Annotated in this window: 14 protein-coding genes; 7 read left to right on the forward strand and 7 right to left on the reverse strand. The window is 43.1% G+C overall.

Annotation, left to right across the window (positions count from 1 at the left end; all coding sequences use genetic code 11):
• Window positions 1-3: 3 nt before the first annotated feature.
• The 5 genes from pdxH to L5M40_RS07595 all read left to right on the forward strand — a co-directional run bounded on the left by pdxH (window position 4) and on the right by L5M40_RS07595 (window position 3,213).
• A complete protein-coding gene (gene pdxH / locus L5M40_RS07575) occupies window positions 4-642 on the forward strand; it encodes a pyridoxamine 5'-phosphate oxidase (protein WP_131523902.1) in 639 nt (212 codons plus the stop codon).
• Window positions 643-710: 68 nt separating this feature from the next.
• On the forward strand, window positions 711-1,163 hold the full coding sequence (locus L5M40_RS07580) for a YaiI/YqxD family protein (protein ID WP_006081277.1): 453 nt from the start codon (window positions 711-713) through the stop codon (window positions 1,161-1,163).
• Window positions 1,164-1,318: 155 nt separating this feature from the next.
• Window positions 1,319-1,894: a YceI family protein gene (locus L5M40_RS07585; RefSeq protein WP_028760327.1), complete on the forward strand. Its 576-nt coding sequence runs from the start codon at window positions 1,319-1,321 to the stop codon at window positions 1,892-1,894.
• 176 nt (window positions 1,895-2,070) lie between these two features.
• Window positions 2,071-2,427, forward strand: a complete 357-nt coding sequence (locus L5M40_RS07590) for a DUF3802 family protein (RefSeq protein WP_028760326.1) — start codon at window positions 2,071-2,073, stop codon at window positions 2,425-2,427.
• A 423-nt stretch (window positions 2,428-2,850) separates the two neighbouring features.
• On the forward strand, window positions 2,851-3,213 hold the full coding sequence (locus tag L5M40_RS07595; protein WP_028760325.1) for an STAS/SEC14 domain-containing protein: 363 nt from the start codon (window positions 2,851-2,853) through the stop codon (window positions 3,211-3,213).
• Window positions 3,214-3,227: 14 nt separating this feature from the next.
• Here the strand turns inward: L5M40_RS07595 and L5M40_RS07600 are convergent, their stop codons facing one another.
• The 3 genes from L5M40_RS07600 to nhaB form a co-directional block, all read right to left on the reverse strand.
• Window positions 3,228-5,855, reverse strand: a complete 2,628-nt coding sequence (locus L5M40_RS07600) for a PAS domain-containing protein (protein ID WP_263256475.1) — start codon at window positions 5,853-5,855, stop codon at window positions 3,228-3,230.
• Window positions 5,856-6,015: 160 nt separating this feature from the next.
• On the reverse strand, window positions 6,016-6,543 hold the full coding sequence (dsbB, locus tag L5M40_RS07605; RefSeq protein WP_263175981.1) for a disulfide bond formation protein DsbB: 528 nt from the start codon (window positions 6,541-6,543) through the stop codon (window positions 6,016-6,018).
• An 89-nt stretch (window positions 6,544-6,632) separates the two neighbouring features.
• Complete coding sequence (gene nhaB / locus L5M40_RS07610; protein ID WP_028760322.1) at window positions 6,633-8,234, reverse strand: sodium/proton antiporter NhaB; 1,602 nt, start codon at window positions 8,232-8,234, stop codon at window positions 6,633-6,635.
• Between the two features lie 301 nt (window positions 8,235-8,535).
• Between nhaB and fadR the strand changes: the two genes are divergently transcribed.
• The gene (gene fadR / locus L5M40_RS07615) at window positions 8,536-9,252 is read left to right on the forward strand and encodes a fatty acid metabolism transcriptional regulator FadR (protein WP_028760321.1); all 717 of its coding nucleotides are present in this window, start codon (window positions 8,536-8,538) and stop codon (window positions 9,250-9,252) included.
• 84 nt (window positions 9,253-9,336) lie between these two features.
• Here fadR and L5M40_RS07620 read toward each other — a convergent pair whose 3' ends face one another.
• The 4 genes from L5M40_RS07620 to sodB form a co-directional block, all read right to left on the reverse strand.
• Window positions 9,337-10,863 (reverse strand): SpoVR family protein, encoded by a 1,527-nt coding sequence (locus tag L5M40_RS07620; RefSeq protein WP_113938762.1) that lies wholly within the window; start codon window positions 10,861-10,863, stop codon window positions 9,337-9,339.
• Window positions 10,864-10,872: 9 nt separating this feature from the next.
• On the reverse strand, window positions 10,873-12,141 hold the full coding sequence (locus L5M40_RS07625) for a YeaH/YhbH family protein (protein ID WP_263175982.1): 1,269 nt from the start codon (window positions 12,139-12,141) through the stop codon (window positions 10,873-10,875).
• A gap of 66 nt (window positions 12,142-12,207) precedes the next feature.
• Window positions 12,208-14,142, reverse strand: a complete 1,935-nt coding sequence (locus tag L5M40_RS07630) for a PrkA family serine protein kinase (RefSeq protein ID WP_131523897.1) — start codon at window positions 14,140-14,142, stop codon at window positions 12,208-12,210.
• A gap of 286 nt (window positions 14,143-14,428) precedes the next feature.
• Window positions 14,429-15,013: a superoxide dismutase [Fe] gene (gene sodB, locus L5M40_RS07635; RefSeq protein WP_028760317.1), complete on the reverse strand. Its 585-nt coding sequence runs from the start codon at window positions 15,011-15,013 to the stop codon at window positions 14,429-14,431.
• A 225-nt stretch (window positions 15,014-15,238) separates the two neighbouring features.
• Here sodB and grxD point away from each other — a divergent pair, with 225 nt between their 5' ends.
• Window positions 15,239-15,571 (forward strand): Grx4 family monothiol glutaredoxin, encoded by a 333-nt coding sequence (grxD, locus tag L5M40_RS07640; RefSeq protein ID WP_011846572.1) that lies wholly within the window; start codon window positions 15,239-15,241, stop codon window positions 15,569-15,571.
• Window positions 15,572-15,650: the final 79 nt, after the last annotated feature.

The following is a 15,650-nucleotide window of genomic DNA, read 5'->3' on the forward strand; positions in this document are numbered from 1 at the left end:
CCTATGACAGATCTCAGTGATATCCGCCGCGAGTATGCCAAAGGCGGCTTAAGACGTGCCGACTTACCGCAAAACCCGATGGATTTGTTTGAACTGTGGATGACGCAGGCAAGGGATGCAGAGCTTAGCGATCCCACCGCTATGTGTGTGGCGACGGTGGATGAGCACGGCCAACCTTTTCAACGTATAGTATTACTTAAGCGTTTTGATGACACAGGTTTCGTATTTTTTACTAACCTTGGCAGCCGCAAAGCACAGCAAATTGCTGCTAATAATAAAGTCAGTTTGCATTTTCCTTGGCATCCTCTAGAGCGTCAAGTATCGGTGCTCGGTGAAGCGCAGGCACTGTCCACCGCTGAAGTGCTTAAATACTTTATGACCCGTCCTAAGGACAGCCAAATTGCGGCTTGGGTATCGCAGCAGTCGAGTAAACTCAGCGCTAGACAAGTACTTGAAGGCAAATTCTTCGAAATGAAAGCAAAGTTCGCCAAGGGCGATGTGCCTTTACCCAGTTTTTGGGGCGGTTACTTAGTGAGACCTTCGAGTATCGAATTTTGGCAGGGTGGAGAACACAGGCTGCATGATCGTTTTATTTATTCTCGCCATGATGCAGAGTGGGAAATCGATCGTTTAGCGCCTTAGTACGGTGCATAGTTCGATAGCTTGGCATAAAACTGAGCTTGTGAACCTAACAACAGAGTTAAAAGACATTGAGTGATTATAAAATTTGGGTTGATGCGGACGCGTGTCCCAATCCTATCAAAGAAATCCTGTTCCGGGCGGCGGAGCGCAAAGCCCTGCCGCTGGTGCTGGTGGCTAATCAAATGATCCGCGTACCGCCATCTCCCTATATCAGCCAAATTCGAGTCGGTGCGGGATTTGATGTGGCCGATCAATATATTGTCGATCATGTGGAACCGACGCATTTAGTGATCACCGCGGATATTCCCTTAGCGGCTTTAATCATTGAAAAGGGCGCCTTGGCGCTCAATCCCCGTGGCGAGCTTTATACCGTCGATAACATAAAACAAAAGCTGACGATGCGCGATTTTATGGAGGATTTGCGCGGTTCTGGCGTGCACACCGGCGGGCCTGATTCGTTTTCTCAAGCAGATAAACAGGCTTTTGCCAATAGCTTAGATAAATGGTTAGTGCGCGTATGAATCATAGTTTACTGGTCGCTAATGGATAAACAGAGTATCTTTAGCTTAAGTTAGGTGATGTTGATCACGTTTAACTGGGCAGGATTTTAGCCTGTTGCGGATGTCGATTTTCTTTACGACATGGCTTTTAAACTCACTATTTAAGGACGGATACGATGAAAAAATGGATGGGAATTGTCGCCTTATCTGCTATGGCCAGTTTTAGCTGTGCCGCGCAATGGCAAGTGATGGAACAAGATTCGCGAGTCAGTTTTATTTCGGTAAAGAAAGGTGATATAGGTGAAGTCCATCACTTTAAACAACTCAAAGGTACGCTAAAAGATAACGGTCAATTTGAATTAACAATTCCACTAATCGGTGTGGCAACGGGTATTGATGTCCGCGATGAGCGGATGCAAAATTTGTTATTTGAAGTGTCTTTGTATCCAGAGCTGAAACTGTCATCACAAGTAGACCCTAAGATACTAAAAAATCTTGGCGTCGGTGAGAGTAAAGTTTTTGATATTGATGGAAAAATTGCGTTACACGGCAAATCGCAAACTAAGGCTTTTTCGGTGATTATCACTAAAGTTTCTGATAACAAACTTTTAGTGAACAGTTTTCAACCGGTAATTGTTAATGCCAATGAGTTTGATCTTGTGGCTGGGATTGATAAATTACGTGAAATTGCGGGTTTATCGAGCATTAGTCAAGCTGTTCCTGTGTCATTTGTACTAACCTTAACTCAGTAACTTCAATAAGATTGGTATAGATCAATACGTCTGTTATCGAAGATAGGCTAGAGTTAAATAAGTGGCGTATGCGAGATCTTGATAAGAAGCCGAGCTTTTGGCTTCTTTGATATTTTCTGATGTGCTATTAATAGCATCACAATAAATATTAAGTTAATGAGTTTAAAGGGTAAAAAATGGTCACAGATAAAGATGGTTACATGCATTTGGTCCAGTATTTAACTGAACATCTTGGCTTATTTGAAACACCAGGTTCAGAGGTAGTTTCAGACGATACTGTGATGGAATTATTTGAAGAGCAATTGTCGGCACAGATCATTATGGTGTGTGGCCAAAATCCATCGTTGTCTTTTACGCAACGTAATGTGATTATCCGTGAAGTGGATGCAATTGTGTATGATTTAGAAGAGATTTTAGCTTCAGTTGCCAACCATAAAGCGACTCCCGCACAAACTTTATTTATTACCGAGTTTTCTAGTTTGATTAAGAATTTGTTCGATCAAGAAATCGCTAAACTTCAAGTGAGTGCTTAGTCAGAATAGCAATTAGATTATCTATTAATGCGTGATTTCAGGTAAGTCAGGACTAATACTAATTTTTAGCAGCGTAAATCATCATCGTTTGAGTACCATGTGTTTCCTCACTCTTATTGTTAAGCTCGAGCAGTAGCAGCCTTGAGTGTGAGGTAAATATCTGCTCTTTGCTTCACTTCATGTTATTTCGTATGGTCACCATTTTTCATCGAGTTCTGCGACTAAGTTTTGTTGCTGGGTTATGCGAGTCATCGCTGTGGATTAGCTCCTTTTAGTGTTATTTGCATTGCTGATGTGTATGTATTAAATGGTGTTAGCTTAAAATAAAAAGCCCATCTTTCCCGCATTTATGTCATTGTCTGTGTATCTTTAGTGTATGAGCTTTAACTATTTTTCCCTTCATGTATTGATAAGGAGTGTTCAATGCTAACGATTTCTTCGGGTCATGCTGATGATATATTGGCTGTGGTCGCATCTGGCCGTGTTAACCATGGGGATGTTGAAGGCTATTTGGTTCCCGCCATAGAAGCCAAGCTGCAAGACCACGCCAGTATTCGCCTTTGGTACGAGTTTTCCCCTGAATTTGAAGGTATATCCGTTGGGGCCCTGTGGGATGATGCGGTCTTAGGTTTATTTCATTTAAGTGATTTTTCAAGGGTCGTGATGATTGCCAATGCCACTCAAACAAATGCTATGGTTAATGCGCTAGCCTGCATGCTGCCATGTCCGGTAAAGGTATTTACCGCCGATGAACATAGCCAAGCCAAGGCATGGTTAGATCAATAACGCACCTTTATTTATTACGGTTCTAAATCTGTACTCAGTGGCCAACGACATTGAATGTGTGTGCCTTGGTTCAAGTGGCTACTTATGCTAAGGCTGCCATTGAGATCATTTTTAAGCCACAGATTTATACAGGTCAGCGTTCCAAGGCAGAGTTCTTGCGCTAGTTCTTGCCGTAACTGTGCGAGTTGCGGCTCTGTCATACCTATCCCATTATCGATAATACTGATGTGTAACTCTTCGCTCGACTTGTCGATATTAATGGTTATTTCACGCTGTTCATTGTGAGCTTTAAATGCATGATTCAACGTGTTGGTGATTAGACGATAAAACAGCTGCAAATATTGCCATGAAGGGCCATCAATAATGATGTTTTCTTCGCAATTTAACGCTATTTCCACATTTGTTTTAGCTAATTGTACCTTTAGCAACCCTAAGAGATGGCGCATAAATTGTGCGAGATGCAGTGGCCGAATGTCATTTTGATGATTCGTTAATAACTGGGCAATATGTCGCAATTTATCTGCCTGAGTCACCATGATTTCGGTGATCTGATTTTGGTCGTTAGCATTATCTATTGGCTGAAGTTGGCACACTTTGGCGAGTAGCTGATCTTGCTCATGCATAATTTGCGTCATCATTTCAGCTAGAAAATTTTGCATTAGCTGTTGGCTTTGTTCACGACTGAGATTGAGTTGATGATGCTTCTCAAGTAATTGGGTTGATTTGTCTTGGAGCAGATGGAGTTCATGGTTATGTTGATTACTGAGGCGAACTTGTTCTTGTAGGTGATTAAGCGCCTCGACTTGCCCTAAAAGTAACTTTTCTTGTTCTTGCTCTTTAATTTTTTGTAAGGTGATATCAAAGGCAATAGCACCGACTGCAATAACGGTATCGTCATCATCTTTGATCTTAAATTTAGTCACGATATAAATAAGATTGCCTAGGGGCGATGGAATAGCTTCTTCGAAGTTTATGGCTTCATGATTATGCAGAACGCGTCGATCATTTTGTTGATACTCGTGGGCAAATTGGCTGGGAAATATCTCAAAATCAGAAGTGCCAATAATGCGTCTGCGTTCTATACCTAAGATTTCACAATATTTGTCATTGACGAGAATATATTTACCGTGAAGATCTTTGATATAGATGAGATTTTGAGAAAATTTAAGTAAAGCCCTCAATTGTTCTTTATGGCGCTTTAACTCCAGTTGAAACAGGTTTTGGCTCTGCAATTGCTGTTCTAGTGCCAGGTTACTCGCATCTAAGCTCGCCATTGCCACTTCAAGTTGTCGAGTACGCGACAGGAATGTTTTTGCCAATAAACCAATTTCGTCATGGCTGTTATTGGCTTTGAGTTCGATAGAGGCGGAATCATTACGTTTTAAGGCTTGGACGATTTCAATAATGGGGGTAATAAATAGTCGGTGCTGGAGTAAGAATAATAGAATTAAGCCTAATAGTTGAATACAGACTAAATAAACGCCGACCTTTTCGATTAAATGTTTAGCGGTATCCTGCAGCGGTGAAATTGGGGTGACGACAAGTACCTTCCAATAGGTATTTGGCATGAGAAATACCGAAACGAGAGATGCCGTTTTAAGGATTGGATCATGGGTCAAAGTTACCGACGTCAGTAATTTCGGGGCAGTAAAATGATTTAAGGCATTGTTATTTACGATGGCCGCTAACATGTCACGCTCATTTTGATGACTTAGTCTCGTTAGATGCTGCATCTGTTCTTGGGTAAAAACGCGCTCGGCAATCGCCGCTTCTATAAAGGCTTTATCTGCACTCTGCAATGCGACTTCGACGGGGCTGAAATCTGGCTGTTGGCTGGCGAGATGATTGAAGGTGACGAAAGAATGATTGGTATTGGTTTGATGCTTAAGATCGTTATTGGCATCTGGATAGGCGAGTACTTGGTTTTGATGATCTAAGGCTATGACATAGCCTCTGACATTAATCATAGTATTGCGTAATAGCACATTGAGCTTTTCTAAACTGATATCCACAGTGGCGGCACCAATAAACTGATGGTCCATCCACATAGCGCCTGAGGCTGTGATCATTGACTCATGGGTTGTCGGATCGAAATAAGATTTTGACCAGAAAATTTTACCAGCAGGAAAATAGCGCGTCGGGCGATACCATTCTTCGGTGTGGTAGCTTGGGAATGTGTCTTTGTTATAGGAATCAATGGCGACTAATTCATCGTTTACATTGTGTGCCCAAAACAGGCTATCTCGAAATTTTTGCTGATTAAACGCGCCGGGTTCCGGCCAGACGCCACCGCCAGAGATGATGCGTTGTTGACTATCAAGTTTCAGCAAGGTGGGAATGGTTTTCACCAGTTGCTCATGATCATAGTGGTAAAGTTTGGCAATACTGGAAATAGAGTCGACTACGGTTTCAACCTGTGAAGTCATTTCTTGCAGTTTGGCGATAATCAACTGGCCATAGTTTTGGTTTAACACGGCTTGCTGATCAAGAACTTGTTGGCGTTGAATGCTTAGCATCACCCAAGCTGTACTACAAATCAAAATAGCGGCAATGACGAGCTGAATAAGGCTAAATTTGAATGGCAAACTGTTCTGCCATTGGGTCAATGGCGTGTGTGGCTCAGATGTCGAACTTTTTCCCATAATCCCCAGTTTCCAAATCACCACTTTTCATTGAGCCAGTGTAGCGCTTTCTCACTGTTTTGCTATTGGCATATGTTTAAGTTGCGAGGATTGAATGGGATAAGTGGAATACAATCGTCAATAAAAAGGCAGGTTTTATGCCTGCCTTATCTCAAACTTGTTATTTATAAAGAGACGGTTTATTTGAACCACTTAGGACAGGCACAATAAAGAGTAACCAAGCGACTAAGAAGCCACTGAAAGCCACTACCATCCATTCGGGCATCGTTACACCCATAAAGACCCAAGGTACATCAGTACACATGCCAGTAGGCATCATAACGGCAGGGAACCATTCGTGTAATGGCATCCAAGCTGGAAATTCAGGTAAGAATGAACAGGTTGAAAAAGGGGATGGGTTGGCTTGCATATCTACGAGCGATAAGGCCAGTTTTAATCCCCAAGTTGCACTGATGGCCCAGAGCAAGGCAGCTAAGATCCTGACGATTCGATATTTGGGGGCTGTCATGCCAATGAGGCCTGCTGCCAATAAACCAAAAATAGCGAGTCTTTGGTAAATACACATGACACAAGGTTCCAGTTTCATGACATATTGAAAATACAGGGCGGCTGCTTCTAACCCAAGGGCTGTGCCTGCGAGAATAAACCAAGATGGACGGGAATGGGCAAAGCGAGTCATTACAGTCAAAGTGAGCTCCATATCAACAAAAAACGCCCTCAGACATGGGGCGTTTTTTGGACTCTACTTATTAAATAAAGTTCAGTCAATAAAGAAGATTAATGTCCAGTCATCGGCTCTAAAACTTCACTAGCGCTGTGATGGATGATTATCTGGGAATCATAGAAATATTGGGTGGCTTGTTCTAAGAAACCCGTTTGAATCGCCATGACACCTACGATAGACAGCACGATAGTGTAAGGCAATGCCATCCATACCATTCTGCCATAGGATAAGCGGATAAGTGGCGCTAGGGCTGAGGTTAGTAGGAATAAGAACGCCGCTTGACCATTGGGCGTGGCAACCGAAGGTAAGTTAGTTCCAGTATTAATCGCAACGGCCAGCAAGTCGAATTGATCACGGCTGATTTGACCGTTAATCAATGCCGCTTTCACTTCGTTAATGTACACAGTGCCGACGAACACGTTATCACTCACCATAGACAGCAATCCGTTGGCGATATAGAAAATCACCAACTGAGTATTGCCTTGATAACTCAGTGCCCATTGGATCACTGGTGCGAATAAGTGCTGGTCGATAATCACGCCAACAACCGCAAAGAAGACAGCTAATAACGCGGTAAAAGGCAGTGCTTCTTCGAAAGCTTTACCGAGGGCATGCTCATCGGTAACGCCGTTAAAGGCTGTGGTTAAAATAATCACAGAAAGACCAATTAAGCCCACTGAGGCTAAGTGCAATGCAAGTCCTGCGATCAACCAGACACCTACTAAGGCTTGGACGATTAACTTCATGTTGTCTTTATTGGTACGGCGCGCATCTTCATGGGCGGCATATTCACATAAGATCCGATGAACGGCCGTTGGCAACTTAGCGCCATAACCAAAAATGCCAAATTTTTCAACTAAGTAACAAGTTAAGATACCCGAGATTAATACTGGAACAGTAACGGGTGACATACGCACGGCGAATTCACCAAATTGCCAATTTGCTTGCGCGGCGATAATAAGGTTTTGTGGTTCACCGACCATAGTACACACGCCGCCCAGCGCAGTACCCACACCCGCATGCATTAACAGATTACGTAGGAAACCACGGAATGCACTGAGTTCTTCTTCGTTTAACTGATCTTCACCATCATCATTTTTACCTTCAGAGGTATGATCGTGATCGGCGCCGAAATCTTTTCCAGAAGCGACCTTGTGGTAAATAGAATAGAAACCCACAGCGACCGCGATAATGACGGCAATAACCGTTAACGCATCTAAGAAGGCTGATAAAAAGGCTGAAGCCAAACAAAACATTAATGACACTAAAATTTTAGAGCGCACTTTAGTAATGATTTTCGTGAAGCCAAATAGCAGCAATTGCTTCATGAAATATATACCAGCGACCATAAATACCAAGAGTAATAATACTTCGAGGTTGGCTTCTATTTCATGTAAGACTTGGCTTGCCGATGTCATTCCGATCGCGACGGCTTCAATTGCCAATAATCCGCCAGGCTGTAATGGATAGCATTTTAATGCCATTGCTAAGGTAAAAATAAATTCAAGCACCAATACCCAACCAGCCACAAAGGGGTCGACATAGAAAAAGAGTATTGGATTGATAATTAAAAATGACAGTATTGCGGTTTTGTACCACTTAGGAGAATTTCCTAAGAAGTTCCCAATAAACGCCTGACTCATTGTCGCCGGCATGGCAGCCTCTCTTCTAATTATGTTAAAAATTGCACGTGATTATTATCAATACCTGCGTTAGTTAAATGAGTCTAGCCTAAAGAGAAAGCTAATGTAATGAGTTACTGATACCGACATTTCAAAAAGCGGAGCTAAGCGGCAAAATTGGCCCATCCTGTATTGACCTTGGTCGTTTTTTTGAACGATTCTGTGACATTTACACGGCGATAACACAGTGATTTTAAGTGAATGGTTTCCATTTTTTACCGCTCTGGTATGATCAGTGACCATTACGACGCACAACAACTGGATAAGTGGGCTGATGATTATCAATGCCAAAGGACCTGCAAGTTTTGCAGAGAAGTATATTGTGAGATCAATTTGGGAAAACAAATTTCCTCCAGGGTCCATTTTACCGGCTGAACGTGAGCTTTCAGAATTGATTGGTGTGACTCGCACCACTCTGCGTGAGGTGTTACAGCGCTTGGCGCGTGACGGTTGGCTGAAAATTCAGCATGGCAAACCAACACGGGTTAACAACTTTTGGGAAACCTCAGGCTTAAACATCCTTGAGACTATTGCTGATTTGAATCCCGAGGGTTTTCCGGTATTGGTTGACCAACTCTTGTCAGCTAGAACGAACGTCAGTGCTATCTATTTTCGCGGTGCTTTGCGTTATAACCCGGATACCGCTGTGGAGGTACTTGCAAAGATTCACCAGCTTGAAGATACGGCTGAATCCTATGCTGAATTTGACTACTTACTGCATCACACCTTAGCGTTTTCGTCTGGAAATCCACTTTACGTTTTGATATTAAACGGATTTAAAGGTTTGTATAGTCGAGTTGGTCGTTATTACTTTACCAGCTCAGATGCGCGTTTATTAGCATTGAACTTTTACAAAGAATTAGAACTGTTGGCTCAGGCGAAAAATTACCTCGATGTCTCTGCGCTAATGCGTACCTATGGCATGAATAGCGGTAAGATGTGGTTACAATTACGCGAAGATATGCCAGCTTCTATTGCTCAAGATCATTAATCTCTGTGAGTGATATCGCGTTAAGATAGCGCTAAATAAACAAAAAGGCCGTTTCAATTGGAAACGGCCTTTTTATTGTGCTTATTATTCTGGTTTATTGGCTTCAGGGCAGGATGCTAAGACGCTAATACTCGCATCTGCATTTTTTTGCTCTAAGGTGACAGTGAAACCCCATAATCGATGTAAATGCTTTAATACTTCTTTATGGCTGTTGGCTAAGGGAATATCGTTATTTGGCACATAATGTAAGGTTAAGGATCGATCACCGTTGATTTCCACATTATGTACTTGGATATTTGGCTCAATATTAGACAGGTTATATTGTTGTGATAGTAACTGGCGAATATCTTGATAGCCCCGTTCATCGTGGATCGCGGATACCGAAAGATAATTGCGTTTCTCATCATCATGGATACCAAACAATTTAAATTGGCGGATAACTTTAGGTGAGAGATATTGGCTAATAAAACTTTCATCTTTAAAGTTTTGCATCGCAAAGTGTAAGGTTTCAATCCAATCGCTGCCAGCAATGTCGGGAAACCAAGCTTTATCTTCATCGGTTGGATTTTCACAAATACGCCGAATATCGGTGAACATGGCAAAACCTAAGGCGTATGGGTTGATGCCACTGTAATAACGACTGTTGTAATCGGGTTGAGCCACAACGCCTGTATGACTTTGCAAAAACTCGATCATGAAGCGGTCAGTAACCACGCCATCGTCGTATAAGTGATTCAAGATAGTGTAATGCCAGAAGGTTGCCCAGCCTTCATTCATCACTTGAGTTTGTTTTTGCGGATAAAAATATTGCGCCATTTTACGCACAATACGGATTATTTCCCTTTGCCATGGTTCAAGCAAAGGAGCGTTTTTCTCGATGAAATATAAAATATTTTCCTGCGGTTCGGCGGGGAAACGACGTTTTTTAGATTGAGACTGCTCATGTTGATGGGTAGGAATGGTGCGCCATAAATCATTTACTTGGCTTTGAAGGTAAGCCTCGCGATCCTTTTGTCTTGCTTGTTCTTCCCTGAATGAGATTTCAGAGGGACGTTTATAACGATCGACACCATAGTTCATTAGCGCATGACAGGAGTCTATGACGCTTTCGACTTGTTCTACACCGTATTTTTGCTCGCAGTCACTGATGTAGTTTTTAGCAAAGACAAGGTAGTCAATAATCGAGCTCGCATCTGTCCATGTCTTAAATAAGTAATTGTTTTTAAAAAAGCTGTTATGTCCGAAACAGGCGTGAGCTATCACCAGCGCCTGCATTGTGATGGTATTTTCTTCCATTAAGTAAGCGATACAGGGGTTAGAGTTAATCACAATTTCATAGGCGAGCCCCATTTGGCCACGTTTGTAACCTTGCTCGGTTTCGATAAAACGTTTGCCGAAAGACCAATGGGTGTAACCTATGGGCATGCCTATGCCAGCATACGCATCCATCATCTGTTCAGCTGTGATGACTTCAATTTGATTTGGGTAAGTGCTGAGTTTATAGAGCGCTGCCACCCGCTCAATTTCCTTGAGGTAGTCCTGAAGTAGCTCGAAGCTCCAGTCGGGACCATCGCTCAGTGGTGTCCAAGGTGTTGATTTAGTTATCCCCATAGTGCCCCCTTAAACCGCTTGTTTCTTGAATAGCTCCCTAAAGACAGGGTAAATATCTTCGGCTTGACGTATATGCTGCACGGCGATGTTGTCGTAATGCTGTTGCAGGGATTCATATTCGCGCCACAGGGTTTGATGGGCGCGATTGGTGATTTCGATATAGCTGTAGTAGCGCACCAGTGGCAATATTTTTTGTTCTAACAATTGCCTACAGGTAGGTGAATCGTCGGCCCAGTTATCACCGTCGGATGCTTGGGCTGCGTAAATATTCCACTCATCGGCGGGGTAGCGGGTTTGTTGAATTTCATGCATTAATTTCAGTGCACTGGACACTATGGTACCGCCCGTTTCTTGGGAGTAAAAGAACTCGTGTTCATCGACTTCTTTGGCTTGGGTATGGTGGCGAATGTAAACCACTTCTAAATTTTTATAGGTACGGGTGAGGAACAGATACAGCAAGATATAGAAGCGTTTTGCCATATCTTTAGTTGCCTGATCCATAGAACCAGACACATCCATCAAGCAGAACATCACGGCTTGGCTAGAAGGGATTTCCCTTTTGGAATAGTTATTAAAGCGCAGATCGAAGGTATCGATAAACGGCACTCTGGCAATCTTTTGTTTTAACTCCTCAATTTGGGCTTTTAAATCCAAAATCAACTCCGCCTTAGTACCTGGAATATTTTCCAGTTCAGCAAGTTCTTGTTCTAACTCTTTTAATAGTTTCTTTTTACTGGCCGACATCGCAATGCGACGTGCAAGGGATGAACGTAATGAACGGACAATATTGATGTTAGCGGGGACGCCATCATTGGTGAATCCCGCACGGTAGATTTGGTACTCCACTAGTTTATTAAGGCGATTTTTTTGTAGATTGGGGAGTTCTAAGTCCTCAAACAATAACTCTAGATACTCGTCTTTAGAGATTTCGAACACAAAGTCATCGTCGCCTTCACCCGAGTTTGAGGCCTCACCTTTGCCCGAACCGCCGCCTGAACCACCAGGTGGTCGGTCAATTTTATCGCCACGGGTAAATTGGTCATTACCGGGATGCACTCTATCCCTGACACCGCCTTTGCCTTGGTGAAACATAGGTTCACTGATATCCCGTGTTGGGATACTGATTTTTTCGCCTTTATCTACATCCGTTACGCTGCGACGAGTCACTGCATCGCTGACGGCTTTTTTAATTTGTTGCTTATATCTATTGATAAAGCGTTGGCGGTTGACTGTGCTTTTTCCTTTCGCATTCAACCGTCTATCGATAAAGTTCGCCATACGCACCTCCCAAAACCCAGCGAAGGCTTTGGCAACACCAAAGCCCTGTACTTAGTTAGCGCAAGTTTAAGAAGATTTACGAACTCGTAAATACCACTCAGACAAGAGTCGGACTTGTTTTTTGGTATAGCCTTTCTCCATCATGCGATTGACGAAATCATCGTGTTTGCGTTGATCGTCGTTCGACGTTTTGGCGTTAAAGGAAATAACAGGCAGTAAATCTTCTGTGTTGGAGAACATTTTCTTCTCGATCACAGTGCGAAGTTTCTCGTAGCTGGTCCATAGCGGATTGTTACCCTCATGATTCGCGCGGGCGCGCAGCACAAAGTTAACGATTTCATTACGGAAATCTTTAGGATTGCTGATCCCCGCGGGCTTCTCAATCTTCTCAAGTTCAGCATTGAGGGCGGCGCGGTCGAATAGCTGACCTGTTTCTGGGTCGCGGTATTCTTGATCTTGGATCCAAAAATCGGCGTAAGTGACATAGCGGTCGAAAATATTTTGGCCGTATTCAGAGTAAGACTCTAAGTAAGCGGTTTGAATTTCTTTACCGATAAACTCCACATATTTAGGGATCAAATAACCTTTTAGGAATTCAAGATAACGTTCGGCGGTATCACCGGGGAACTGTTCTTGTTCAATTTGTCGTTCGAGGACATAGAATAAATGTACTGGGTTGGCTGCGATCTCTGAATGGTCGAAGTTAAATACCCGCGACAAAATCTTAAAGGCGAAACGGGTGGATAGTCCATTCATGCCTTCATCGACACCTGCGTAATCACGGTATTCTTGGTAAGACTTAGCCTTAGGATCGGTATCTTTCAGGCTTTCACCGTCATATACCCGCATCTTAGAGTAGATGGAGGAGTTTTCAGGCGGCTTGATGCGTGACAACACACTAAATTGCGCTAAGGTTTCTAAGGTGCCGGGAGCGCAGGGCGCTTTCGATAACTCAGAGTTGATTAGCAGTTTTTGATAGATTTGCAGCTCTTCTGAGACCCGTAAACAGTAGGGCACTTTGACTATGTAAACACGGTCGAGGAAGGCTTCGTTGTTTTTGTTGTTTTTGAAGGTTGACCACTCGGACTCGTTTGAGTGAGCCAGAATAATCCCGCTATAGGGCAAGGCCGATAAGCCTTCTGTGCCGTTATAGTTACCTTCCTGAGTTGCAGTTAGTAGTGGATGCAGCACTTTAATTGGTGCCTTAAACATCTCGACGAATTCCATCACCCCTTGGTTTGCACGGCACAATGCGCCTGAATAGGCGTAAGCATCGGGATCATCTTGGGAGAAATGTTCGAGCTGCCGAATATCGACTTTACCGACAAGGGACGAAATATCTTGGTTGTTTTCATCACCGGGTTCAGTTTTCGCTATTGCCACTTGGTCCAGAATGGATGGAAAGACTTTCACCACGCGAAATTTGGAGATATCGCCACCAAACTCATGCAGACGTTTTACCGCCCAAGGCGACATGATGGTTTTCAGATAACGGTTGGGAATGTTGAATTCATCTTTTAACAGCTGTCCATCTTCTTCCACATCAAACAGGCAGAAGGGGTGATCGTTGACTGGGCTGCGGACTCCATTCGCGCTCAGAATGTAAATGGGCACTTTTTGCATTAGGGCTTTGAGTTTTTCGGCTAGCGATGACTTACCGCCGCCCACTGGGCCCAGTAGGTATAGAATTTGTTTGGATTCTTCTAATCCTTGAGCCGAGTGCTTTAGGTAAGCCACAATTTGCTCTATGGCGTCTTCCATGCCGAAGAAATCTTTAAATGCGGGATAGCGTGAAATAAGTCGATTCGAAAAAATACGGCTAAGTGTTGGATTTTTTGCGGTATCAATGACTTCTGCTTCACCAATTGCAAGCAGTAGTCGCTCTGATGCTGACATGTAAGCGCTGCGATCTCCCTTGCAGATGTCCAGAAACTCCTGCAAAGAATATTCTTCATCGAGTTTTTGTTCGTAGCGCTTTTGGTAATGCTCGAAAATGCCCATATAAACCCCCTGAAACGCCAGTGATGTCATGGAACGGATAACTGGCTAGCCAGCCTCCTACTCTAATCTTAGACACAAACTCACTATCTGTGTCAAAAAAATATCAAATAAAAACAATAACAAATAGTTGCAAACGCAATTATTGCACTTGTAGTTAGCGGAGGATAAATCGGTAGGATAAGGGATGGGCGGCAAACGAGGGGCATAAAAAAAGAGCCACTAGGGCTCTTTTTACTGGGATTAACCCACTGCTCATTCGGCAGTAAACAACGTTAGGTTAAATGAATTAACCTGCGAAGTTTTGGTTAACGAAGTCCCAGTTAACTAATTGCCAGAAGTGGGCAAGATAGTCAGGACGCACGTTACGGTAATCGATGTAGTAAGCGTGTTCCCACACGTCAACTGTCATGATTGGCGTTACTGTGCTGTCAGTCAGTGGCGTCGCTGCATTGCTAGTGTTAACGATAGCAAGAGTGCCATCGGCTTTTTTCACTAACCATGTCCAAGCGCTACCGAAATTGTTTACTGCTGAATCAGTAAATTGCGCTTTGAATGCGTCGAATGAACCGAAAGCGGCATTGATTGCATCAGCAACTGGGCCTGTTGGTTCGCCGCCAGCATTAGGGGCTAAGCAGTTCCAGTAGAAAGTGTGGTTCCACACTTGAGCTGCGTTGTTAAATACGCCACCGGTAGAAGTCTTGATGATATCTTCTAAAGATTTGCCAGCGAAATCAGTTCCTTCGATTAAGCCGTTTAGCTTCACAACATAAGTGTTGTGGTGCTTGCCGTAGTGGTATTCTATGGTTTCTTGAGAAATGTGTGGTTCTAGTGCGTTCTTTGCATATGGTAATGCGGGTAATTCGAAAGCCATTAGTATCTCTCCATGGTCTTAGGTTATCGTTTCTTAAACGTGCTCACTTAGGACTATTGTACCGATAAAATTTGTGATGTGAATCATTGTTTAGCTAATTGACTAGATAGACGCCATCGAAAAATCAAATGTCGACATAACCTTACAAACTGTGGGATTTTGTTCTGCGTCTAGCTGACGTACAATAGTCGCATTGAGTCAACGTCATCCTACTTAGGAATCAAAATGGAAACAGTAGAGAAAATTAAGCAGCAGATCACGGAAAACCCTATCATTGTTTATATGAAAGGCTCTCCTAAGTTACCAAGCTGTGGCTTCTCGTCACAGGTAGCTCAGATCATGATTAACTGCGGCGAGCAGTTTGCATTCGTGGATATTCTTCAGCATCCAGACATTCGCGCAGAATTACCTAAGTTTGCTAACTGGCCGACTTTCCCACAATTGTGGATTGAAGGCGAGTTGATCGGTGGGTGTGATATTGTAGTGGACATGTTCCAAAAAGGCGAATTACAACCTTTGATCAAAGCGGCTGCCGCTAAGATCAAGACTGAGGAGTAAGAGTTAATTCTTACTTCATAAAAATATTGCTTCATAAAAAAGGCCGCCGTGATTGATATCACGGCGGCTTTTTTGTGGT

Origin of the sequence: Shewanella sp. SM68 (genome assembly GCF_025653925.1) — a bacterium.
Lineage (GTDB): Bacteria > Pseudomonadota > Gammaproteobacteria > Enterobacterales > Shewanellaceae > Shewanella > Shewanella oncorhynchi.